General features: G+C 71.3%; 15 protein-coding genes. 11 read left to right on the top strand and 4 right to left on the bottom strand.

The window, feature by feature from the left end; translation table 11 throughout:
• Positions 1–118 precede the first annotated feature (118 nt).
• Both guaB and AB0I51_RS14435 read left to right on the top strand, forming a co-directional pair.
• Positions 119–1624: an IMP dehydrogenase gene (gene guaB / locus AB0I51_RS14430; protein ID WP_362974842.1), complete on the top strand. Its 1506-nt coding sequence runs from the start codon at positions 119–121 to the stop codon at positions 1622–1624.
• A gap of 115 nt (positions 1625–1739) precedes the next feature.
• Positions 1740–2864: a GuaB3 family IMP dehydrogenase-related protein gene (locus AB0I51_RS14435; protein WP_043676952.1), complete on the top strand. Its 1125-nt coding sequence runs from the start codon at positions 1740–1742 to the stop codon at positions 2862–2864.
• 575 nt (positions 2865–3439) lie between these two features.
• Here AB0I51_RS14435 and AB0I51_RS14440 read toward each other — a convergent pair.
• Together AB0I51_RS14440 and AB0I51_RS14445 are read right to left on the bottom strand one after the other, a co-directional pair.
• Complete coding sequence (locus AB0I51_RS14440; RefSeq protein WP_362974845.1) at positions 3440–4012, bottom strand: hypothetical protein; 573 nt, start codon at positions 4010–4012, stop codon at positions 3440–3442.
• Positions 4013–4146: 134 nt separating this feature from the next.
• Complete coding sequence (locus AB0I51_RS14445; protein ID WP_362974847.1) at positions 4147–5355, bottom strand: nucleotide sugar dehydrogenase; 1209 nt, start codon at positions 5353–5355, stop codon at positions 4147–4149.
• Positions 5356–5626: 271 nt separating this feature from the next.
• Between AB0I51_RS14445 and AB0I51_RS14450 the strand changes: the two genes are divergently transcribed.
• Positions 5627–7333: a glycerol-3-phosphate dehydrogenase/oxidase gene (locus AB0I51_RS14450; protein ID WP_362974849.1), complete on the top strand. Its 1707-nt coding sequence runs from the start codon at positions 5627–5629 to the stop codon at positions 7331–7333.
• Positions 7334–7466: 133 nt separating this feature from the next.
• Here the strand turns inward: AB0I51_RS14450 and AB0I51_RS14455 are convergent, their stop codons facing one another.
• Positions 7467–8510 carry a serine hydrolase domain-containing protein gene (locus tag AB0I51_RS14455; protein ID WP_362974851.1) on the bottom strand — a complete coding sequence of 348 codons (1044 nt, stop codon included), beginning with the start codon at positions 8508–8510 and terminating at the stop codon, positions 7467–7469.
• 170 nt (positions 8511–8680) lie between these two features.
• On the opposite strand from AB0I51_RS14455, the gene AB0I51_RS14460 reads away from it, so the two are divergent.
• From AB0I51_RS14460 to AB0I51_RS14490, 7 genes are all read left to right on the top strand, one after another.
• The gene (locus AB0I51_RS14460; protein WP_362974853.1) at positions 8681–11104 is read left to right on the top strand and encodes a serine/threonine-protein kinase; all 2424 of its coding nucleotides are present in this window, start codon (positions 8681–8683) and stop codon (positions 11102–11104) included.
• Between the two features lie 164 nt (positions 11105–11268).
• Complete coding sequence (locus AB0I51_RS14465; RefSeq protein WP_362974855.1) at positions 11269–14118, top strand: protein kinase; 2850 nt, start codon at positions 11269–11271, stop codon at positions 14116–14118.
• 157 nt (positions 14119–14275) lie between these two features.
• Entirely contained in the window at positions 14276–15943 is a 1668-nt protein-coding gene (locus tag AB0I51_RS14470) for a serine/threonine-protein kinase (RefSeq protein WP_362975159.1), read from the top strand.
• Between the two features lie 198 nt (positions 15944–16141).
• Positions 16142–17863, top strand: a complete 1722-nt coding sequence (locus AB0I51_RS14475; RefSeq protein WP_362974857.1) for a serine/threonine-protein kinase — start codon at positions 16142–16144, stop codon at positions 17861–17863.
• A 116-nt stretch (positions 17864–17979) separates the two neighbouring features.
• Complete coding sequence (locus tag AB0I51_RS14480) at positions 17980–19566, top strand: serine/threonine-protein kinase (RefSeq protein ID WP_362974859.1); 1587 nt, start codon at positions 17980–17982, stop codon at positions 19564–19566.
• Positions 19567–19698: 132 nt separating this feature from the next.
• A complete protein-coding gene (locus tag AB0I51_RS14485; protein ID WP_362974861.1) occupies positions 19699–21372 on the top strand; it encodes a LamG domain-containing protein in 1674 nt (557 codons plus the stop codon).
• A 28-nt stretch (positions 21373–21400) separates the two neighbouring features.
• Positions 21401–21745: a hypothetical protein gene (locus tag AB0I51_RS14490; RefSeq protein ID WP_362974863.1), complete on the top strand. Its 345-nt coding sequence runs from the start codon at positions 21401–21403 to the stop codon at positions 21743–21745.
• On the opposite strand, the gene AB0I51_RS14495 is transcribed toward AB0I51_RS14490, so the two are convergent.
• A complete protein-coding gene (locus tag AB0I51_RS14495) occupies positions 21742–22638 on the bottom strand; it encodes an AraC family transcriptional regulator (protein WP_362974865.1) in 897 nt (298 codons plus the stop codon). The genes AB0I51_RS14490 and AB0I51_RS14495 overlap by 4 nt on opposite strands.
• Positions 22639–22740: 102 nt before the next feature.
• Here AB0I51_RS14495 and AB0I51_RS14500 point away from each other — a divergent pair, with 102 nt between their 5' ends.
• A complete protein-coding gene (locus AB0I51_RS14500; protein WP_362974867.1) occupies positions 22741–23601 on the top strand; it encodes an MBL fold metallo-hydrolase in 861 nt (286 codons plus the stop codon).
• Positions 23602–23620: the final 19 nt, after the last annotated feature.

A 23620-nucleotide genomic window follows, 5' to 3' on the forward strand; every position in this document is an offset into this window, starting at 1 on the left:
TGCCGTACGAACATACGAAGCCCGGTGTGGGGCCCAGCCGTCGAATCATGGAATTCGGGGACCCTGCTTCCCGTTAGCATGGACATCCGCACCGATCAAGGCCATTGGGGAAGGTGTCATGACTGCCAACGTCGACGGAGTGCCCGCCAAATTCGCGACACTGGGGCTGACCTACGACGACGTGCTGCTGCTGCCGGGTGCATCCGAGGTGCTCCCGAACGCGGTCGACACCTCGTCCCGTATCTCGCGCAACGTCCGGGTCAACATCCCGCTGCTCTCCGCGGCGATGGACAAGGTGACCGAGTCCAGGATGGCCATCGCGATGGCCCGCCAGGGTGGCGTCGGTGTCCTGCACCGCAACCTGTCCGTCGAGGACCAGGTCAACCAGGTCGACCTCGTGAAGCGCTCCGAGTCCGGCATGGTCACCGACCCGATCACCGTGCACCCGGACGCCACGCTCGCCGAGGCCGACGCCCTGTGCGCCAAGTTCCGCATCAGCGGCGTCCCGGTGACCGACGGCAACAAGAAGCTGCTCGGCATCGTCACCAACCGCGACATGGCCTTCGAGACCGACCGCTCCCGGCAGGTGCGCGAGGTCATGACCCCGATGCCCCTGGTCACCGGCAAGGTCGGCATCACCGGCGCCGACGCCATGCAGCTGCTGCGCCGCCACAAGATCGAGAAGCTTCCCCTGGTCGACGAGGCGGGCATTCTCAAGGGCCTCATCACGGTCAAGGACTTCGTCAAGGCCGAGCAGTACCCGCACGCCGCCAAGGACGCCGAGGGCCGCCTCATCGTCGGCGCCGCCGTGGGCGCCAGCCCCGAGGCGCTGGACCGCGCCCAGGCCCTCGCCGAGGCGGGCGTCGACTTCCTGGTCGTCGACACCTCGCACGGCCACAACAGCAACGCCCTCAGCTGGATGTCGAAGATCAAGTCGAGCGTCGGCGTCGACGTGATCGGCGGCAACGTAGCGACCCGCGACGGCGCCCAGGCCCTGGTCGACGCAGGTGTCGACGGCATCAAGGTCGGCGTCGGCCCCGGCTCGATCTGCACCACCCGCGTCGTCGCCGGCATCGGCGTCCCGCAGGTCACCGCCATCTACGAAGCCTCCCTCGCCGCCCGCGCGGCCGGCGTCCCGCTCATCGGCGACGGCGGCCTGCAGTACTCCGGCGACATCGGCAAGGCGCTCGCAGCAGGCGCCGACACGGTGATGCTCGGCAGCCTCCTCGCGGGCTGCGAGGAGTCCCCGGGCGAGCTGCAGTTCATCAACGGCAAGCAGTTCAAGTCGTACCGCGGCATGGGCTCGCTGGGCGCGATGCAGTCCCGCGGGCAGGGCCGGTCGTACTCCAAGGACCGCTACTTCCAGGCCGAGGTCGCCTCCGACGACAAGCTCGTGCCCGAGGGCATCGAGGGCCAGGTGCCCTACCGCGGCCCGCTGGCCAACGTGCTCCACCAGCTCGTCGGCGGTCTGCGCCAGACCATGGGCTATGTCGGCGCGGCCACCATCGCGGAGATGGAGACCAAGGGCCGCTTCGTCCGGATCACGTCGGCGGGCCTCAAGGAGAGCCACCCGCACGACATCCAGATGACCGTCGAGGCGCCCAACTACAGCCGCAGCAAGTAGTCGCCACGCGCGCGTGAAGCGGATCGAGGGCGGCTCCGGAGCATCCGGGGCCGCCCTTGTCGTGCCCGTCGGCGATACTGGAAGACGCTGAGACGCAGAAGGAAAGGCCACACACGTGACTGAGATCGAGATCGGGCGCGGCAAGCGCGGCCGCCGGGCGTACGCCTTCGACGACATCGCCGTCGTCCCCAGCCGCCGTACGCGGGACCCGAAGGAGGTCTCGATCGCCTGGCAGATCGACGCCTACCGCTTCGAGCTGCCGTTCCTGGCCGCCCCCATGGACTCGGTCGTCTCCCCGGCCACCGCGATCCGCATCGGCGAGCTCGGCGGCCTCGGCGTGCTGAACCTCGAAGGACTGTGGACGCGCTACGAGGACCCGCAGCCGCTCCTCGACGAGATCACCGGCCTGGACGTGGACGCCGCGACCCGCCGCCTCCAGGAGATCTACGCCGCTCCCATCAAGGAGGAGCTGATCGGGCAGCGCATCAAGGAGGTGCGCGACTCCGGCGTGGTCACCGCCGCCGCGCTCTCCCCGCAGCGCACGGCCCAGTTCTCCAAGGCCGTCGTCGACGCGGGCGTGGACATCTTCGTCATCCGCGGTACGACGGTCTCGGCGGAGCACGTGTCGGGCTCGCACGAGCCGCTGAACCTGAAGCAGTTCATCTACGAACTGGACGTCCCGGTGATCGTCGGCGGCTGCGCCACGTACACCGCGGCCCTGCACCTGATGCGCACGGGCGCGGCCGGCGTCCTCGTCGGCTTCGGCGGCGGCGCCGCGCACACCACGCGCAACGTCCTGGGCATCCAGGTCCCGATGGCGACCGCGGTCGCGGACGTGGCGGCCGCCCGCCGCGACTACATGGACGAGTCCGGCGGCCGGTACGTCCACGTCATCGCCGACGGCGGTGTCGGCTGGTCCGGCGACCTCCCCAAGGCGATCGCCTGCGGCGCCGACGCGGTCATGATGGGCTCCCCGCTGGCCCGCGCCACGGACGGCCCGGGCAAGGGCCACCACTGGGGCATGGAAGCGGTCAACGAGGAACTCCCGCGCGGCAAGAAGGTCGACCTCGGCACGGTCGGCACGATCGAGGAGATCCTCACCGGCCCGTCCCACGTCCCGGACGGCTCGATGAACATCTTCGGCGCCCTGCGCCGTGCGATGGCGACCACCGGTTACAGCGAGCTGAAGGAGTTCCAGCGCGTCGAGGTGACGGTGGCGGACTCCCAGCACAAGCGGTAGGCGTAGCCGGTTCTACGACGCTTCGAAGGGCCCGGACCCGGGTGGTCCGGGTCCTTTCGTGTGCCCAAGTGGGGCTGGTGGGGCGCGTGTTGGGACTGGGGGCGCACGGTTGCGTTCGGGGCGAAAGTTCGCTGGTGGGGCGTGTCGGGGCGGTAACGTCCGTGATCGGCGCCCCAGTTGTGTGGGGTGCCCCCTTCCACGGAAATCGTTCCGGACCCGGGCTCTCGGGGCCCGGCCCGAATTCCGGACGAACCGCCTGCCGGGCTGATGGGCGGCCTCGTGGAAGTGGGCGCCCATGGGACGCCACCGCAAGCCCACCCGCTGGGACCGGATCCGTCTTCGGATGGTGAAGCAACGGAGGGAGGTGGATCTTGTGGATGTACGGCGGAAAGTGAGCGGCCACCCCCATACCAACTAGGGGTGGACACTCCGTTCACTTTTCAGGAGCTCACCGCAGTAGCCGCTGCGGTGGGCTCCACCTGCTTCTCACGGTACCGGCGCCGCGAGTCACACGCCACCAGCCCCCGACGCACACCCCGCCCCAAGCGCCCCCCTGCCCAACCCGCGTGCCGGGGTCAGAGCGCAGCCTTCTTGGCCCCCGAGAACGCGGCGAACGCTGCGATGGCGAAGAAGACGAAGGTGAGCGGGTCGGCGTCGGCCTTCCAGGCGTCCTGGACGACGTCGAAGTGGTCGAAGAAGACCTTGCTGAAGTTCACGCCCAGCTCGTCCGCGCCGATCATCGCCTCGCCGACCAGCTGGCCGAGGTAGACCGCGCCCAGGGCCAGGACGGCACTGACCACGGGCAGCACGGGGTTGCGCCCACCGAGCTTGCCCGCAGCCAGGCCGATCACGAAGCCGACGCCGACCGCCGCCCAGCCGATCTCGTGCTTGGTGGTGCCGATGACGACGCCGTAGATGCCGGCGGCGACCAGTGCGGCGACGACGGCGGTCACCAGGCCGAGCGCGATGTTGTTCTTCGGGGGAGCGGGCGGGGCGTACGGCGCGCTCGGTGCCGGAGGCGGCGGTACGGCGCCGGGCTGCTGGGCGTACGGGTTGCCGTCGACCGGCTGCGGCGGCGCGGGCTGCGGCGGCTGGTCCTGCGCCTCGGGCTGCGGCTGTGGCGACGGTGGCGTGGCTGACTGGCTCATGACAGAAATCCCCCCACGGGATACGAAGACAAGAAAGGTGAAGCGGAGATGCGCGCACGGATATGAGACAGCTGTGCGACGAGTGAGGGGAGATTAGCAGGTTGAAGTGGCCGTGTGACCAGTCGTTTTCGTACTCAGAGCCGGTGTGCGGCGCCCGTAGGCGTAGCCCCCCGCGTGTCCAGCAGCAACTGCGCCTTCACCGACAGGCCTTGGAGGTCGTACGTGCGGTGCTGCTGGAGCAGGATCGTCAGGTCGGCGTCGGCCGCCGCCTCGTAGAGGGAGTCCGCGCGGGGGACCGGGCGGTCCAGGACGCTCCAGGACGGGATGTGGGGGTCGTGGTAGCTGACGGAGGCGCCGAGTTCCATCAGGCGGATCGCGATCTCCTGGGCGGGGGTGGCCTGTTGGTCGGCGAGGTCGGCCTTGTAGGTGACGCCGAGGAGGAGGACGCGGGCCCCGCGCGCGGACTTGCCGTGCTCGTTGAGGAGTGTGGCGGCGCGCTGGATGACGTAACGGGGCATCTGGTTGTTGACCTGCTGGGCGAGTTCGACCATGCGGAGTGGGCGCCCGCCGTGTGCCGTCAGGTCCTGGGGGACGGCGTGGCCGCCGACGCCGGGGCCGGGGCGGAAGGCGTGGAAGCCGAACGGCTTTGTCTCCGCGCAGCGGATGACGTCCCAGAGGTCGACGCCCAAGTCGTGGCACAGGACGGCCATTTCGTTGACGAGGGCGATGTTGACGTGCCGGAAATTGGTCTCCAGCAGTTGCACGGTCTCCGCTTCGCGCAGGCCACGCGCGCGCACCACCTTGTCGGTGAGCCGGCCGTAGAAGGCGGCGGCGGACTCCGTGCAGGCCGGGGTCAGGCCGCCGATCACCTTGGGGGTGTTGGCGGGGGTGAAGTCGCGGTTGCCGGGGTCGACGCGGCTGGGGGAGTAGGCGAGGTGGAAGTCGCGGCCCGCGCGGAGGCCGGATCCCTCTTCGAGGAGCGGGCGCAGGAAGTCCTCGGTGGTGCCGGGGGGCACCGGTGACTCCAGGATCACCGTGGTGTGCGGGCGCAGGTGCGCGGCGAGGGCGCGTGCGGCCGTCTCCACCTGGCTGAGGTCGAGGCCGCCGTCCGCGTCCGGGGGAGTCGGCGCGCAGATCACGGCGGTGCGTACGCGGCCGAGCTCGGCGGGGTCGGTGGCCGGCCGGAAGCCCCCAGAGAGCATTCGGCGCAGTTCGGCGGGGCTGAGGGAGCCGACTTCAGGGCCGGTCTTGAAGCCGACCGTGGCGATACCGGCGGCGACAGCGGCCTGGGCCAGGGGCAGGCCGAGAGGACCGAGTCCGATGACGGCGAGATCTGCGGGCATGGCGTGGGCCGTCCTTCCCAGTGACCGAAGCGGGACAGGTGCGCAAGCCCTGTGGACAGAACGGGCGAGCGCAATGTCAGACTAGGAGTAAATATGACCGTTATGCGGGATTGGACGGCTGTGTTTTTCGGCAGTCCTGTGATTGTTGTCCACAGGCTGGGGGTGAGTGGTGGCTGAAGTCGGGCAACCCGGTCAGAATTTGGGCAGGAGGGATACGAACCGGGCTTCGCCGAACGGGTGCGGCCGGCGCTACCGATAGCGGGAGGCAGCGGTGAGGACAGCGACACTGGGTCCGGCGCAGCGAGCCGAGGCACTGGCGGGAATGGCCGAGCGGGAACTGGACGTGCTCGTGGTGGGTGGAGGCGTGGTCGGCGCGGGCACCGCCCTGGACGCCGTGACACGTGGCCTGTCCACGGGACTGGTCGAAGCGCGCGACTGGGCGTCCGGCACATCGAGCAGGTCGAGCAAGCTCATCCACGGCGGCCTGCGCTACCTGGAGATGCTCGACTTCGCGCTCGTCCGCGAGGCCCTGAAGGAACGCGGACTGCTCCTGGAGCGGCTCGCCCCGCACCTGGTGAAGCCCGTGGCGTTCCTCTACCCCCTCCAGCACAAGGGCTGGGAGCGCCTGTACGCCGGCTCGGGCGTCGCGCTCTACGACGGCATGTCGATGGCCCGCAGCCACGGACGCGGCCTGCCCACCCACCGCCACCTGAGCCGCCGTCACGCCCTGCGCGTGGCACCGGCGCTGAAGAAGGACGCCCTGGTCGGCGCTTTGCAGTACTACGACGCCCAGATGGACGACGCCCGCTATGTGGCCACCCTGGTGCGCACGGCGTCGTCGTACGGCGCGAAAGTCGCCAACCGCGCGCGCGTGACCGGGTTCCTCCGCGAGGGCGAGCGGGTGGTCGGGGCCAAGGTGGAGGACGTCGAGGCGGGCGGCGAGTACGAGATCCGCGCGAAGCAGATCGTGAACGCCACGGGCGTGTGGACCGACGACACCCAGGCCATGGTCGGCGAGCGCGGACAGTTCCACGTCCGCGCCTCCAAGGGCATCCACCTGGTCGTCCCCAAGGACCGCATCAACTCCAGCAGCGGACTGATCCTGCGCACCGAGAAGTCCGTGCTGTTCGTCATCCCCTGGGGCCGGCACTGGATCGTCGGCACCACCGACACCGACTGGGACCTCGACAAGGCCCACCCGGCCGCGTCCAGCGCCGACATCGACTACCTGCTGGAACATGTGAACTCGGTGCTCGCGGTACCGCTGACCAGAGACGACGTCCAGGGCGTGTACGCGGGTCTACGGCCCCTGCTGGCCGGCGAGTCGGACGCCACCAGCAAGCTGTCGCGCGAGCACACCGTGGCGCATCCGGTGCCGGGGCTCGTCGTCGTGGCGGGCGGCAAGTACACGACGTACCGGGTGATGGCCAAGGACGCCGTGGACGAGGCGGTGCACGGGCTCGACATGCGGGTCGCCGAGTGCGTAACCGAGGACGTGCCGCTGATCGGCGCGGAGGGCTATCGGGCGCTGTGGAACGCGCGGGCACGGATCGCCGCACAGACCGGCATCCATGTGGTGCGCGTGGAGCACCTGCTGAACCGTTTCGGGTCGATGGCGGAGGAGGTCCTCGACATCATCGCCAAGGACCCGGCGCTGGGCGAACCCCTCCAGTTCGCCGACGACTATCTGCGCGCCGAGGTCGTCTACGCCGCCTCGCACGAGGGCGCACGGCACCTGGACGACGTGCTGACCCGCCGCACCCGCATCTCGATCGAGACCTTCGACCGGGGCACGCGCAGCGCCCGCGAGGCCGCCGAGCTGATGGCGCCGGTGCTCGGCTGGGACAAGGACCAGATCGAGCGCGAGGTCGAGCACTACGAGAAGCGGGTGGAGGCCGAGCGGGAGTCGCAGCGCCAGCCCGACGACCTGACGGCGGACGCGGCGCGGTTGGGGGCGCCGGACATCGCGCCGCTGTAGCGACGCCGGGTGCGGTCGGCTCCGCCCGGGGCCGGCTGCTCACGGTCGGCTGCGTTCGGGGTCCGGCGCGCTCGGGCCGGCTTCACTCGAACGAGTGTCGTGAGCTGGGATCTTTGTCCGGAACCCGACCGTTCTACGAGGTGCGGGGGCAGAACTCGGCGGCGAGCAGGGCCGGTTCGAGACCGGGGTCTGCGATCTCGCTCGTGTTCACCCGGAAGGTGAGGACACGACGGCCGTCGACGGTGGCTGCGGTGCGCACGTAGCTGCCCGAGATCCGGCCGTTGTGCCCCCACACCGTGGTGCCGCACGGGAGTCTCACCGGAAACAGCCCCATGCCGTACGAGCCGTGTGCGGTACGGGTGTTGAGCATCTCGCGCAGCCAGTGCGAGGGCAGTAGTCCGCCGCCGAGCAGGGCCGAGTAGAAGCGGTCCAGATCGGCGAGCGTGGTCACCAGCTCGCCCGCGGCGCCGGCCACCCGCGGGTCGAGATCGGTGACGTCGGAGCCGTCGGTCGCGTAGGCGCGGCCGTGCGGCGCGGGAAGAGTGGTGCGAGAGCCCGGGAAGGAGGTGCCCGTCAGACCCAGCGGAGCGATGATGCGGCGCTCGGCCTCGGTGGCGTACGAGTGGCCGGTGACCTGCCGGATGACCAGGCCGAGCAGCACGTAGTTGGTGTTCGAGTAGGAGAAGCGGCCTCGATCGGCCGGAGGGTGGGTGAGCGCGATACGGACGGCCGCTAGAGGTGACACGGGGACCGTGCCCCCGGTGGCCGCGGTGAAGTCGTACAGGCCGCTGGTGTGGGTGAGCAGGGAACGCAGGGTCAGCGCGCGCCCGTCGTTGCCCGCTCCGCGTACCAGGCCCGGCAGGTGCTGCTCCACCGTGTCGGACAGGGACAGCCGGTGTTCGGCGGCCAGTTGGAGGACCACCGTCGCGATGAAGGTCTTCGTGATGCTGCCGGCGCGGAAGTGGTCGGCACGGCTGATGCCGGTTCCGGCCTGTGTGTAGCGCAAGCCCGTCCCGTCGTGGGCCAGTAGCGCCGCGGCGGGGGCTCTGCCCCGGGTGACCAGCAGGCGGACCAGGGCGTTCGTGGTCGGCGTCGGGCCTGCCTGCGAAGCTGCTGTGGACAGGCAGAGGAGTGCCAGGGACAGCGGAATGGCCTGCAGTGTCCGAGGGATGGGCATCGCGAACCTCCGTTCTCGGCGGTCATCCTGCCCGGCTTGGCTGTGTGACCTGCGCCGGATATCCGAAGGGATGTGCGGGAGGTGCGCGACGAGAGGCCCCCTGGGCGTTGGGCACTTGTTCGGTGGGGGACAATGGAGGCTCTGTCAGGGCGGGTTGCATGAGGGGACGCATGTCGGAGGCGGAGCGGGCGGGGACATCCCGTCAGGACACTCGTCGGGACAAGAACGAGCGTCTTCTCGCCGGGCGGTACCGGTTGGGAGAAGTGCTCGGCCGCGGAGGCATGGGCACGGTGTGGCGTGCCGAGGACGAAACCCTGGGCCGGACGGTCGCCGTCAAGGAGCTGCGGTTCCCGTCCAGCATCGACGAGGACGAGAAACGGCGACTGATCACACGGACGTTGCGCGAGGCCAAGGCCATCGCGCGGATCCGCAACACCAGCGCGGTGACGGTCTTCGACGTGGTCGACGAGGACGACCGGCCCTGGATCGTCATGGAGCTGGTCGAGGGCAAGTCGCTCGCCGAGGCCATCCGGGAGGACGGTCTGCTCGAACCGCGGCGCGCCGCGGAGGTCGGCCTCGCGATCCTCGACGTCCTGCGGTCCGCGCACCGCGAGGGCATCCTGCACCGCGACGTGAAGCCGTCGAACGTGCTGATCGCCGAGGACGGCCGGGTCGTGCTCACCGACTTCGGTATCGCGCAGGTCGAGGGCGACCCGTCGATCACCTCCACCGGCATGCTCGTCGGCGCGCCCTCGTACATCTCCCCGGAGCGGGCCCGCGGGCACAAGCCGGGTCCGGCGGCCGACATGTGGTCGCTCGGCGGTCTGCTGTACGCGGCGGTCGAGGGCGCACCGCCGTACGACAAGGGTTCCGCGATCGCCACGCTCACCGCGGTGATGACCGAGCCGCTGGAGGAGCCGAAGAACGCCGGGCCGCTGAGGGACGTCATCTACGGCCTGCTGAACAAGGACCCCGCCCAGCGTCTCGACGACGCCGGTGCCCGGGCGATGCTCAACGCGGTGATCCACGCTCCCGAGCCCAAGGCCGAGCCGGAGCCGGTGGCGCCGGTGGACGCGACCAGGGTCGTGCCGTTGCCCGAGCAGCCCGGGCCCGCCGAGTCCGGTGGCAAGAAGAGCGGTGGCGGGGCTTCGGCCGGGGCCGAGCGGTTGCGTGGGGCGTTGCGGTCCATGCGGAAGGCCGCAGGGGGTTCGGCGGGAGCCGGGGTGGCGACTTCGGCCGCCGCGGGTTCGAGTACGGCTGCGGGTCCGGCCACGAGTGTGGACTCCGCTGAGGGAGCGGCTTCCACTCTCGTTGCCGACAAGCAGGGCGGCGCGGGTGCCGGTGCGGCTGGTGCCGGGACCGGTGCGGCCGGGCCGGGCAGTGCTTCGGGCAAGAGCGGCTCGGGTGCTTCGGAGACCGGTGGCTCCAGCGGCACGAAGGGTGCAACGGCCGCTGGCGCCGGTCCTGTTGCTGCCGGGCCTCGGACGCCCGGGGTGCCCTCGGCTCGGTCGGGGGGTGCTTCCGGTGCGGTGACCGCCGGTTCGGATGCAGCGGCCGACGCGGGTGCCGCGTCCGGTTCGGCGGCGAAGGCCGACGCGGCGGACTCGGGTACACGTGACCTGGGTACGCATGGCCCGGGCACGCGTGACCTGGGTGTGCAGGCGTCGGGTCTGCGGGAGACGGGGCTGCAGGACTCCGGTGCCAAGGATCCCGGCGCGACGCACGAGGTGGGTGCGCGGGGGGCCAACTCGGGTTCGGGTGGGCGGAGTTCAGGGTGGCCTGTGATGACGCCGCCGGATCTGCCGCCGCGGCCCGTGCCGAGGGCGCCGCTCACCGATGTGGTGCCGAGGCGGACGTTGGTGATCATCGCGGTGGTCGTCGTGCTCGCGGTGATCGGTGTCGTGCTGGCGCTCACGCTCGGCGGCGGTGACGACAGCGGCTCGAAGGGGTCGAAGAAGAACAGCGGCGGCAAGGCGGTCGCCAGCGCGAGTGCGAGCGGCGGGACCGACACCAAGAAGGACGACAGCGACACGGCCAGTACGGGCGGCGCGCAGACCGACTCCTCCTCGACGGCGTCGGCATCGGGCGGCACGTCGACGTCCACCGGTACGAACGCGTCCGGCGGCAGCGGCGACGAGACCGACGACTCCTCCGGCGGCGCCGCGGTCGTGAAGACGTACAAGGGAAGCCAGGGGTTCTCCATAGGCCTGCCCGCCGGATGGTCGTACCAGTCGACGGACTCCGCCGGTGTCCGGCTGGTCGGCCCCGACGGGCAGAAACTGCTGATCGCCTGGACCAGTACGCCCAAGAACAATCCGGTGGCGGACTGGCAGAACCAGGAGCAGTACATGACGCGCTCCGGGTACACGCGGATCCGGATAGCGGGGCTGAGCTACCGGGGCTGGAACGCGGCCGACTGGGAGTTCACCTATACGGACGGCGGGACGAAGTACCGGACCATCGACCGCGGATTCGTCGTCAACAGCCATCTCGGTTATGCGCTCATGTACACCGCAAAAGACGCCAATTGGGACAGTGAGCTGCGTAAGGGCACCTGGACGACGCTGACAAAGACGTTCGAACCGAAGTCGTGAGGCGGGTGGGTCCGGGTTTGGCGCGCCAGATCCGTCAACCCCTCTTTGCGGGTTGCCTCCGGCACGTATCGTGAGTGGTTGCGGACCGTACGCATCCAGGTAAGCAGGCGGAACGGGGCGCAAGGCGAACGGAATTGACCAACCGGGCGGCCGGGGGAGGCAACGTGGACGACTATGCGGGTCGGGTGCTCGCCGACCGTTACCGCCTGCCGCTGCCACCCTCCGACGAGTACGAACTCACCGAGACCCGGGCCTTCGACACCTACAGCGGGCAGGAAGTCCTGGTACGCCAGGTGCCGTTGCCGGAGGTCGTCGAGGCGGAGGTGCTCGGCGAGGACGGGCTGCCCGACGGGTTCACGGCGCGCGACCGGGGCGCACGGCGGCCGACCGCGGCGCGCACCGCAACGCGACGGCCCACCGATCCGGCGGTACGACGTGCGGTCGAGGCCGCGCAGGCCGCGGCGCGGATCCCCGACCACCCCCGGTTGGACCAGGTCTTCGACGTGTTCGCCGAGGGCGGGTCGCTGTGGATAGTGAGCGAACTGGTGTCCGCCCAGCCCCTGGCCGCGCTGCTCGCCGAGAAGCCGCTGTCGCCGTACCGGGCGGCCGAGGTCGCCTCCGACGTGCTGATGGCGCTGCGGGTGCTGCACGCGCACGGCTGGGTGCACCGGAACATCACCGCGCGCACGGTACTGGTCTGCGACGACGGCCGCGTGATGCTGACAGGCCTCGCGGTCGGCGCGGCGGAAGAGGCGCTGTGCGGCTACGACCCGGTGCCACCGCAGGACGGCGAGGCCGAGGGCGGCAGCGGACAGCACGGCGGCGGTACGGCTCCTCCAACTCCCCGAGTTTCCACGGGTTCTGCGGGACCCGCCGCTGCTACGACCCCTGCGATTCCCAGTGACTTCCGCGGAAGCCGAACCGGCGCCGGAACCGCAGCCGGTGCTGCCGGTGGCGGCGCGATCGGATTCGGGGGCGCGGTCGGCGGACCCGGTGCCGTACGCCACGGTGAAGGCCCCGATGCCCCAGGTCGGGCCGTGAGTCCCGCTGGTGTGGACCCCGAGGCCGCGCGGCGGGCCGCCATCGAGGCCAGGGCTGCCGGAGGGCTGCCCGGAGTCGGTGTGGAGGGCGGTGGCGCGAGCGGGGCGTCGGCCGCGCTGGCCCGCAGGGAAGTGGACACAGGCGGTGACGTCCGGGCCGCGCGGGCCGGGGCCATCGCCGCGTACCGGGCGGGAGCGCGTGCCGCCGCCCGGGTGCAGGAGGCCCAGCAGCCGGGACGGCCGGCGTTGCCCGGTGCCCGTCCCGCCGCCGAGGGCGAGAACGGCGGGGCGCAGCCTGGTGGTTCGGCCGCACTGCCGTCGGCGCCGCCACTGCCCTACGCAGGTGGCGGCGGAGTGGAGCACACGGGCAGCAGTACGCCGCCGGGACAGATCGCCGACCCCTACGGCGTCCGCAACACGGCCTGGCACGGCGCCGCGCCGCGCCCCGCCGCGCCGTCCCCGACGGACACCTTCACCGGTGCGGACACCCCGGCCCACGGCGCCCGCACGAGCACCGGCGGGCCCAACACGGCTCCCACGGCGGCCCCTTACTTCCCTGCCCGGCCCTCCACCGGCACCGGCAACCCGCACGCCCCCAGCCTCGACAAACCCCCCGCCCCCGACAACTCTCCCCAGCCCCACCCCCAACCCCCCGCCCGCTGGGACGAGTTGGCCTCCGCCGGAACTCCCGTGCGGCGAGGCCCCGCGACCGCGTTGGCGGCCGAGCGGGCCCGGCAGGTGCGGATGACCGTCGTGGGGCCCGTCACCGAGCGGTGGGCGCCGGAGCAGGCCGTTCCGGTGCATGAGAACTGGCAGTTGGCCGCGCCGATCGGCCCGGCCACCGATCTGTGGGCGCTCGGCGCGCTGCTCTTCCGGGCCGTACAGGGGCATGCGCCCTACCCGGAGGAGGCGACCGCCGAGCTGGTGCAGCTCGTGTGCGCGGAGCCGCCCGCCTTCGCGGAGGAGTGCGGGCCGCTGCGGCCGGTCGTGGAGTCGCTGCTGCGGCAGGACCCGACGGAGCGGCTGGACTTCGAGGAACTGCGGGGCTGGCTGCGGTCGTTGGTGCGCTCGGCGCCCGAGCCCGAGGCCGGTGCCCATGTCGTCGCCACTCCGCCGACCGACCCGCGGCGACTGCCGATCGTTCGCCGGCGCGGTGAGCTGGTGCGCAGGCGGCGGGCCGGGCTGCCCGCGACCAGTCCGCACGGGCGCCACAAGCGGGCCAAGCAGGAGGTCACCGGGTCGCCCCGGCGCCTCGGCCGAACCCTGCTCGTGCTCATCTTCCTGCTGCTGGCAGGCGCGATCGCGTACGCGATGCTCTTCATGCCCAAGTCGGGGGAGGACACCGGAGCCGGGCAGGGGGACAAGACGGGAGCAGCAGGGGACGTCAGTCCCGCGCCCAGCCAGTCCTCGGCCGCGGCGAGCAGCCGGCCGCAGCCCGACCAGACCTCGCCCGGGGCCTCCGCCTCCAACACTCCTTCGCAGTCCGCCGGTTCGACCGAGACGCAGACCGGCTCGAACGTCGCCGACGGTTTCGTGCTGCGCAAGGACTCCGTGGGGTTCCAGGTGGCCGTCGCCAAGGGCTGGACCCGTACGCCGAAGAACGGCAGCGGCCAAGTGGTCTACTCGCACGGCGACTTCGAGCTGATCGTCGTGGCGGGCCGGGACAGCGCGACGAAGTACGGCAGCGACCCGATGGTGTACCAGCGGGACACGGAGCGCGAGTTGCAGCCCTACCGCGACTCCAGCTGGGCCACGGCGACCGGGCTGCGGACCATCACGGTCGGCGGGAGGACCATGGCCGAGGGGCAGTTCACCTGGACGGACAGTCAGGGTGGTGACCTGTTCGTACGCAACATGGTGTTCCTCATCGACGGCCGCTACCACATCGTGCAGGTGCGCGGCCCGGAGGCCCAACGGGACGAGGTGACACGGCTGTACGAGCAGGCGTCGTCGACCTATCAGTACACCGGGTGAGCCGCGGAGGCGGCGCGCCGGAGCCCGGCGGTTCCCGTTCGGGCGCAGAAGCGACAACCGTCACAGTGCGGTCTCCTTGGTACCCCGCTGGTTCCCTGCCCGAGGGCCGGTCCTTACGCTGACTCTGTCAAGAGCATTGCGGGGAAACGTGAATCAGATGCAGGGCCTGCTCCTCGCGGGGCGCTATCGGCTGGCCGAGTCGATCGGCAGCGGCGGCATGGGCCGGGTGTGGCGTGCGCACGACGAGGTACTGCACCGGGCCGTTGCCATCAAGGAGTTGACGGCCGCGCTCTACGTGTCCGAGAGCGACCAGCCGAGACTTCTGGCGCGCACCCGCGCCGAGGCGCGTGCCGCCGCGCGGATCAACCACGCCGCCGTCGTCACCGTCCACGACGTGCTCGAACACGACGGCCGCCCATGGATCGTCATGGAGCTGGTCGAGGGCAACTCGCTGGCCGACGAGGTCAAGGAGCAGGGCCGGATCGAGCCGGCCGAGGCCGCGCGCATCGGCCTGTGGGTGCTGCGCGCTCTGCGCGCCGCGCACGCCGCCGGTGTCCTGCACCGCGACGTGAAGCCCGGCAACGTGCTGCTCGGGCAGGACGGGCGGGTGCTGCTGACCGACTTCGGTATCGCGCAGATCGAGGGCGACAGCACCATCACACGTACCGGAGAGGTCGTCGGGTCCGTCGACTACCTAGCCCCCGAGCGAGTCCGCGGCGCCGACCCTGGACCGTCCTCCGACCTGTGGGCGCTGGGCGCCACGCTGTACACGGCGGTCGAGGGCCGCTCCCCGTTCCGCCGCACCTCGCCGCTGTCCACCATGCAGGCCGTCGTCGAGGAGGAGGCCGGCGAACTGCGGTACGCCGGTCCGCTCGCACCCGTCATCGCCGCGCTGCTGAACAAGGACCCCGACCTGCGGCCGAACGCGGACCAGACCGAGCAGATGCTCGCGGAGGCCGCCGAGGGACGACGGCCCCGGTCGGCGGAGGAGTGGCTGCCGACGCAGCGGGTGGGCTCGCGGCAGGGCGGGTTCGCGGAGGACTTCGGTTCGGGTTCGGGTGCGACGCCGTACCAGTCGGCGGCCGGGGGTGCGACGCCGTACCCGTCGGCGGCCGGGCCGACTACCCACCACACGCCTGTCATCCCCCTCACGGGCCGCGCGCCCGCTCCGACGAAGCGTCGCCGGGTCCGCTCGGTCGCCCTGGTCGTTGTCCTCGCCGCGCTCGTCGGCGGAGGTGCCGCGGTCGCGCTGCAGCACTTCGGCGCGGACCGCGCCGGCGATTCCGCCTCCGCCCCGCCGACTCCGAGCGCCAGTGCCACGCCGGGCGGCGGGAGTGGTCAGGGGGCGGTGCCCGACGGCTGGGAGCGGCGCGAGGACCCGGTGGGCTTCAGCATCTCCCTGCCCAAGGGGTGGGAGCGGTCCGTCTCCATCGACCAGGACGGCCTCCAGCAGGTCGACTACACACCCGACAAGGGCAAGCACCTCGTGCGCGTCGCCGTGGACACCGCGCCGGACTTCAGCACGTCGTACGCGCACATGAAGGACCTGGACCAGCGGGTCTCGGCGCGGCTGGTGGACTACAAGCGGCTGAGCCTCAAGGAGGAGCTCTTCCGTGACCAGCCGGGCGTCCGCTGGGAGTACACCTGGACCGCGCTGGCCAAGGACGCGCCCCACTACTTCCCGGGGCCCTACCGCGCGATCGACGTCGGGTACATGGACAGCAAGGGCACCGAGTACGCCATCTACTCGGCCTCACCGGCCGCCGACTGGGCCACTACCAGCAAGCAGTTCGACGTGATCCTGCGGAGCTTCCAGGAGGGTTGACCGGCGAGGCCTCGTGCTCCGTAGGGGCTCAGGCATGGTCCGATTCCTCTTGTACGGGACGTATGGGCCGGCTGTTTGCCATGCTTTGTATACGTTTCAAATTCCGTCATGGCTGAAAATGATCAACGCTGAAGGTCGGCTCACTTGGCCGGTCACCACCCCGGCAAGGGGTCCGTCCGGTGGGGCATCATGGGGTCCATGGGGACCTCGGGAGACAACTTCCGTGTCATAGCGGGCCGTTACCACCTGGAGGCCAGGCTCGGGCGCGGTGGCATGGGCGTCGTGTGGCGGGCGACCGACCAACTGCTGGGCCGGCAGGTCGCCGTCAAGGAGATCGCGCAGGACGACTCGCTCTCCGAGGAGGAGGCCCGCCAGCACCGCGACCGTACGCTGCGCGAGGCGCGGGCGGTCGCGCAGTTGCGGCATCCGCACATCATCGTCGTGCACGACGTCGTGGAGGAGGACGAACGGCCGTACATCGTCATGGAGTTGATCGACGGCGGTTCGCTCGCCGACCGGATCAACACCCACGGCCCGGTCGACGCCGCCGAGGCCGCCCGAATCGGTGTCGCCCTGCTCGGCGCGCTGCGCACGGCGCACGCGGCGGGCGTCCTGCACCGGGACATCAAACCGGCGAACGTGCTGCTGGACACCACCGCCGACGGGCCGGACCCCGACCGGGCCGACCGGACCGCCTCCGGCCGAGCGCACCAGAAGTCGGAGCCGGACCCGGCCGCCTTCGCCCGGGTCGTCCTGACCGACTTCGGTATCGCGCAGGTCGCGGGCGCCACGACGCTCACCGAGAACGGCGCGTTCGTCGGCTCGCCCGAGTACACCGCGCCGGAGCGGATGTCCGGTGTGCGGACCGGCCCCGCGTCCGACCTGTGGTCCCTGGGCGCGCTGCTGTGCACGGTGCTGAGCGGTGAATCGCCGTTCCGGCGCGACTCGTTGGGCGGCATCCTGCACGCCGTCGTCTTCGACGAGATCCGGCCCCCCGAAGAGGCCCGGCCGCTGCTGCCCGTCGTACGGGGACTGCTCGAACGCGATCCGGAACGGCGGCTGGGGGCGGCGGAGGCGGAGCGGATGCTGCGTGCCTTCCTGAAGACGGGGCGCACACCGAAGGCGGCGGCCGGGCGCGCCGCGCACCCGACGCCGGGTTACACACCGACCCAACAGGACGTTCCGCTCCGGGAGTTGGCGCCGCCACCCAAACCGTCGATACCGACACCCACACCCCCCGTCACGGAAGTGCCACCCCCTCGGCGTTCCACCCGCGGTGTCCTCGTGGCCGCGCTACTGGTCGCGGCGATGGCGGGTGCGGGGGTGTCGGCGGCGGCGCTGTTGATGCGCGGGGGCGACAAGGGGGCTTCCTCGCCGGTGAGTTCGGCGCCGTTGACCTCCACGAGCGCCGGTACGACGTCACCGTCACCCACCCGCTCGGCCTCACCCTCGCCCTCGAAGACCGCCAACACCCCCACCGCGCCCTCCGGTTACCGCGTCGCCCGTGACCCCGACGGCTTCGCGCTCGCCGTACCGGAGGACTTCACGCGCGTCCCGCAGGGCGAGCGGATCTTCTACATGTCGCCGGGGGAGACCTTCCGGCTCGGCATCAGGATGTCCGACCCCGACGCGGGCGGCCCGCTCGCGGTGATGAAGAGCGCGGCGGCCAAGGGGGCGGACACGAACCCCGGTTACCACGACGGCAAGGTCACCGACACCACCCACTACGGACACCCCGCCGCGCTCTGGGAGTTCACCTGGAACGGCTTCAGCACGGCGGAGGGGCCCCGGCACACCTACGACCTGTGCTGGGAGGAGGGCGGCCGGATGTACGACGTGTGGGTGTCGGCGCCGGTCGGGAAGGTGCGGGAGGCGAAGGAGTACTTCGACGTGGCGCTGGACACGTTCGTACCGGCGTGACTCGACATGTTCGTACCGGAGCAAAAGGGAGATAGGTGACCGTTCGAGTCACGGGTGTGTGACCGGAACGCGTTCCCTGTGGATACCGGTGCGGTCGCCGCGATATGGATGGACCCATGAGCAGCGACGGGGGACGGGGCGGCGGGTCCGACGAGACGACGAGTTTTGTTCTGCAACCGCCGAGACCGAGGGTGCCACAGCCCTCGCGGGACAGTGGCACCGGACCTCTGATCGCCGGGCGCTACCGCCTGCTCGGCAAGCTCGGGCACGGCGGCATGGGCACGGTGTGGCGGGCCCGGGACGAGACGATGGACCGCGAGGTTGCCGTCAAGGAACCCCGCGTCCCGGATCATCTTCCCGAACGCGAACGTGACAACGCGTTCGAACGGATGCGCCGCGAGGCACGCGCGGCGGCCCGGCTCGACCATCCGGCCGTCGTGACCGTGCACGATGTGGCCGTCGTCGACGGCCGGCCGTGGATCGTGATGGAGCTGGTGACCGGCCGCTCGCTGGGCGAGGTGCTGCAGGAGGGCACCCTCGGCGCGCGCGACGCGGCCCGTATCGGTCTCCAGGTGCTGGGCGCCCTCGAAGCCGCGCACGCGGCGGGTGTCCTGCACCGTGACGTCAAGCCGGACAACGTCCTGCTCGGCCGCCACGACCGGGTCGTCCTGACCGACTTCGGGATAGCCCGGACAGAGGGCGAGACGAACCTGACCGACACCGGCGGCTTCGTCGGTTCGCCCGAATACATCGCGCCGGAACGGGTGTTGGGTCAGCGCCCCGGACCCGCCTCCGACCTGTGGTCCCTCGGCGTGGTCCTGTACGCGGCGACGGAGGGCGTCTCCCCCTTCCGTCGCAGCAACACCCCCGCCACCCTGCAGTCGGTCCTCAACTCCGTGCCCGCGCCGCCGGTTTCGGCGCCCGGCCCGCTCGCCGAGCTCATCACAGGGCTGCTGGCCAAGGACCCGGCGAGCCGCCCGGACGCGGCCCGGGTGCGCGCCGTACTCGAAGCGGTGGCGAACCCGCCGGCTCCGGCGTCGACGCAGGAGGTGCGGTACGTCCAACGAGCCCCGGGGAAAAGCCGGTTGGGCCGCAGGACGTGGCTCGGGCTCGGCGCCGCGGTCGTCGCCGGTGCGGTGGCGGCCGCGTACCTGGTGATCGCGAACCCGTTCGCCGGGCCGCTCCCGGACGGCTGGAAGAAGCACCACGAGTCCGACGTGGCCGCGACGCTGGCCGTCCCCGCCGCGTACAAGAGGACCACCCCCGACCGGACTTCGGACAAGAGCCACTGGGTCACGTACACCGACCCGAGCGGCAGCATCTGGGTCTTCCTGAGCCTCGACAAGAAGTCCGAGGACCCCAACGGGTACATCAAGGACTCGGCGGCGGCCGAAATGTACTCGGACAACGGCGACTTCAAGACCAACGGCAGCGTCGACCTCGACATGGGCAAGGCCAAGGAGACCGTCCCGAAGCCGACCGGCACCTACCGGGGCGAACCGTCCGCCGAGAACACCGTCGTCTACGACTCCGACGACACCCAGAACCCCCTTCCCCGCGAGCTGAGGATCCTCTACTACAAGACCTCCGCCGGGGATATGTACCGGCTCACCATCAGCTATCCGGGCAAGGGCGACTTCACGGCCCGGGGCCGCGAGGTGGCGAGGGCGGCGATCGTCAACCTGGACGTCGACAGCCTGTGAGCGGTGGGTTCACCGCGCTCAATTGCGTTGTCAGTGGAGGCAGTTAGGGTCATCCTCTCTTTACCGGATCTTGGGAGGGGACCGACTTTGAGGACGTCCGAGTGGAGACGCGCCGGAGTGACCTGCGCGGCCGTGGCACTGACCACCGCCGCTCTGACCGGGGTCGCTGCGGCGGCCGGCGACACCGAGGCGCCGCAGGCACCGGTCGTCTCGTCGGCGGAGTACCCGGACGACACGAACGAGCATGACGGGGTGGGCAGTTACGGCACCTTCGTCATCGACTCGGCGTCCGACGACGTGGTGTCGTACCGCTACGAGTGGATGGGCGGCCTGCCGCAGACCCTCACGGCGGCCGAGCCCGGCGCCCCGGTCTCCCTGCGCTGGCTGCCGCAGACGAACGGGCCGACGTACCTCTACGCCCAGGCGATCGACGCCTCGGGGAACGTCAGCGCCAGGACGACCTACTTCGTCCGGGTCAGGGCGGGCCGGGCCGCGGTCACCCACTGGGACCCGCAGCACGACTCCGGCGCGGACACCGGCACCGGCGTCACCCCCGACGCCCAGGGCCCCACCGGGACGGGCGTCGCCTCCGCCGCCCGGTTCGACGGCACGGACGAGGCGTACGCCACGCTCGACTCGGCGGTGGACACGGCGAAGATCTTCTCGGTCGACGCCTGGGTCCGCCCGGACGCCCTCGGCGGCGACGCGACCGCCGTCAGCCGGACCGGCTTCACCCTCGGTCTGGCGGTCAACTCCACGGACGGCGCGCCCACTTGGTCCTTCGCGCTCCCCACCGCGAGCGGCGGTTCCGTACACCTCACCGGCGGTGCTCCCGAGCGGGGCGAGTGGGCCCATCTCGTCGGCGTGTACGACGCCGAGCAGCACACGGCCCGCCTCTACGCCGACGGAGACCTTCTCGCGACGGCTGAGAACACCGTCGCGGCCGGTGGCGCGGGCCCCCTGCGGCTCGGCTCCGAAGGAGACACCGGGGGCGCCGACGGCACCGCGCACTGGCACGGTCTGCTCACCGACGTGAACGTCTGGGACCGCGTGTACGTCCCCGAGGAGATCACGGCCGCCGCCGCGCGCACCCCGCAGCGCCAGGGCTACTGGGACCTGGAGACGGCGACCGGCGGCAGCAGCCCCCAGTACGGGGGCGGCGAACCGCTCACCCTGGCGGGCGACGCGTCGATCAACACGGGCACCGACGACTGCGACGTGAACCCCGACTGCACCCCGGCGCGCTACCCCATGGTGGGCTACGGCGACCTCCTCCTGGACGGCGACGGCGACTACGCCACCACGCCGGACGTGGTCCGCCCGACCGACGCGGGCTTCTCGGTGACGGCCCATGCGCGCATCGACGTGGACACGGCCACGCACGACATGACCGTGCTCTCCCAGCCCGGCGAGCACACCGATCTGTTCACGCTGCGCTATGTCGCCGCGTCCAGGTCCTGGCAGGCCGTGGTCGCCCACGAGGACAGCGCCGACGCGCCGACCACCACCGTCACCGCGCCCGTCTCGGCGTTCGGGGCGGGCGAGGACGAGTTCCTCGCGGTGGTCTACGACGAGAAGACCGACCAACTGCGCCTGTACGTCGGCGACATCTATGTCTCTGACTCGGCGAGCGTCACGGGCAGGGACACCTGGACCCCCACCGGGGACCTCCAGATCGGCCGGAGCGCCACGGCGGGCACCGGGACGGACTACCTGAGCGGTGAGCTCGACGAGGTCCACACCTACGCCGGCGTGCTGGACCAGACCCGGCTGGCGATGCTGCGACTGGGCGGCTCGGATGCCTGACCGGGCGCTGGGGTAGGGGGAGCCGGCGGTGCGGACGCCGGAGACGGCGAGTCACGAGGACCTGGCGGTCGCGAGTGTGCGCGCGCTCGCCGACCGCGGTCTGCCGCAGGACGTGCTCGCCGTGCACGCGGCCTGCCGCCACTTCTCCGTCATCGAACTCGAACAGCTCGGACTGCGCGGCGCCGGGCCGGAGTTCGACCTCTTCGGCCTGCGGGACCGGCTGGAGGGCGTGGTCTGGATGAGCGACGAGGAGTTCGCGGCGCACGGACTCGACGCGGGGGAGACCTTGGAACTGCGGCGGTGGGCCCTGGAGTGGGAGTCCGACCTCGGACTCCGGCTCGCGGAGGAGTACGACGATCCCGACCGCGACTAGGACTGAGGGTCTCCGGATGCGCGGTACCTTCCCGGCGTCACCCCGAACTCCCGGCTGAACGCGTGCGACAGGGCGTACGGGCTCCCATATCCCGCCTCACGGGCCACAGTTGCCAGCGAGGCGTCCGTGTCCCGCAGGCGGGTCGCCGCCAACGTCAGCCGCCACCACGTCAGATACGCCATCGGCGCCCGCCCCACCAGCGCGGTGAACCGGCGGGCCAGCGTCGCCCGGGACACACCCGCCGCCGCGGCCAGCCGGTCGTTGGTCCAGGGGGCGGCCGGGTCGGAGTGCAGCGCCCGTAGCGCGGCCGTGGTCACCTGATCGCCCAGCACGGACGGCCAACTGCCCGTCTCCGCCTCGCTCATCCACGCCCGCACCATGTAGATCAGCAGCAGGTCGAGCAGGCTCGGCAGCGCCAGACAGGCCCCCGGCCGCCGTTCGTCCAGCTCCTGTGCCAACAGGTCTACGGCAGCCCGGAGTTCGGGATGGCGGCCGACCCGGTTCGGCAGATGGACCACCTCCGGCAGCTCCGCCATCAGCGGATGCGTACGGCTCCGGTCCAGCCGGTACTTCCCGCACAGCAGCTCCACCTCGGGCCCGTCCCCGACCGGCCGCCGCATCTCCTCGAACGGCACCGCCCGCGTCGTATCGCCGGACGGGTCCGCCAGCACATGTCCCGCACCGCGCGGCAGCAGGACGACATCTCCGGTGCCCAGCGCCACCGGCTCACCGCCCCCGTCGGGCACCAGCCGACACCCGCCCGCGAGCACGACATGGAACCCCGCACCCTCGTACGGCGCCAGCCGCGTGCACCAACTCCCGCCCACCCGCAGCCGGTTTGAGGAGGCCCGCCCGGTCCGTACGGCGGAGATCGCGTCGCTCACCACGTCCATACGGGCACACTACGGCAGAGGTGCGCCGGTGAGCTGTATGCGTATCAGAGTGAGTAGATCTCGCATTGAAGCACTCACCTCCGGCTTCCTAGGCTCATTTCCATGACCGAGGACAACGTACAGACCTTCATGATCGGTGACGTCGAAGTCGTCCGAGTCGTCGAGTGGGAGAGGCCCTACGTGCCTGTCCTGACCCTCGTCCCGGACCTGCCCCCCGAAGCGTGGCCGGACGACCACGACATGCCCGCGGTCGTGGCGCTCCAGACCTGGGTGCTGCGCAGTGCCGGGCGGACCGTGCTTGTGGACACCGGCGTCGGCAACGGCCGGGAGCGGCCCGGCAATCCGCTGTTCCACATGAGCCAGGGCGACCTGCCGGGGCGGCTGGCGCGGGCCGGCGTACGGCCGGAGGAGGTCGACGTCGTCGTCAACACCCACATCCACGGCGACCACGTCGGTTGGAACACCCATGACGTGGACGGGAGTTGGCAGCCGATGTTCCCCAACGCGCGCTATCTCCTCCCCGCCGCCGACGACTTCCACTTCGGCCCCGAGAACCACTACGGCGGCGCGGTACGGCCCGACGACCGACTGACCTACGAGGACAGCGTCGCGCCCGTGCACCGCGCCGGGCTGGCCACCCTGTGGGACGGCACCCACCGCGTCGACAAGCACCTCACACTGGAGTCCGCGCCCGGGCACACCCCCGGCTCCTCCGTCCTCCGGGTCGCCTCCGGCGGTGAACGGGCCGTGTTCGTGGGGGACCTGCTGCACAGCCCGGTCCAGATCGCGCACCCCGAGTGCAGCAGCTGCTTCTGCCTCGATCCCCGGCAGGCCGCCCGGAGCCGACGGCGCGTACTCGAACGGGCGGCGGACGAAGGGGAGTTGGTGATTCCGGCGCACTTCGGCGGGAGCGGTGTCGCGGAGGTGCGGCGGGCGGGCGACACGCTGGTGCTCGGGAAGTAGGACGCGCGTCGACAAGGGC

This window comes from Streptomyces sp. NPDC050549, from assembly GCF_040655035.1.
Taxonomy (GTDB): domain Bacteria; phylum Actinomycetota; class Actinomycetes; order Streptomycetales; family Streptomycetaceae; genus Streptomyces.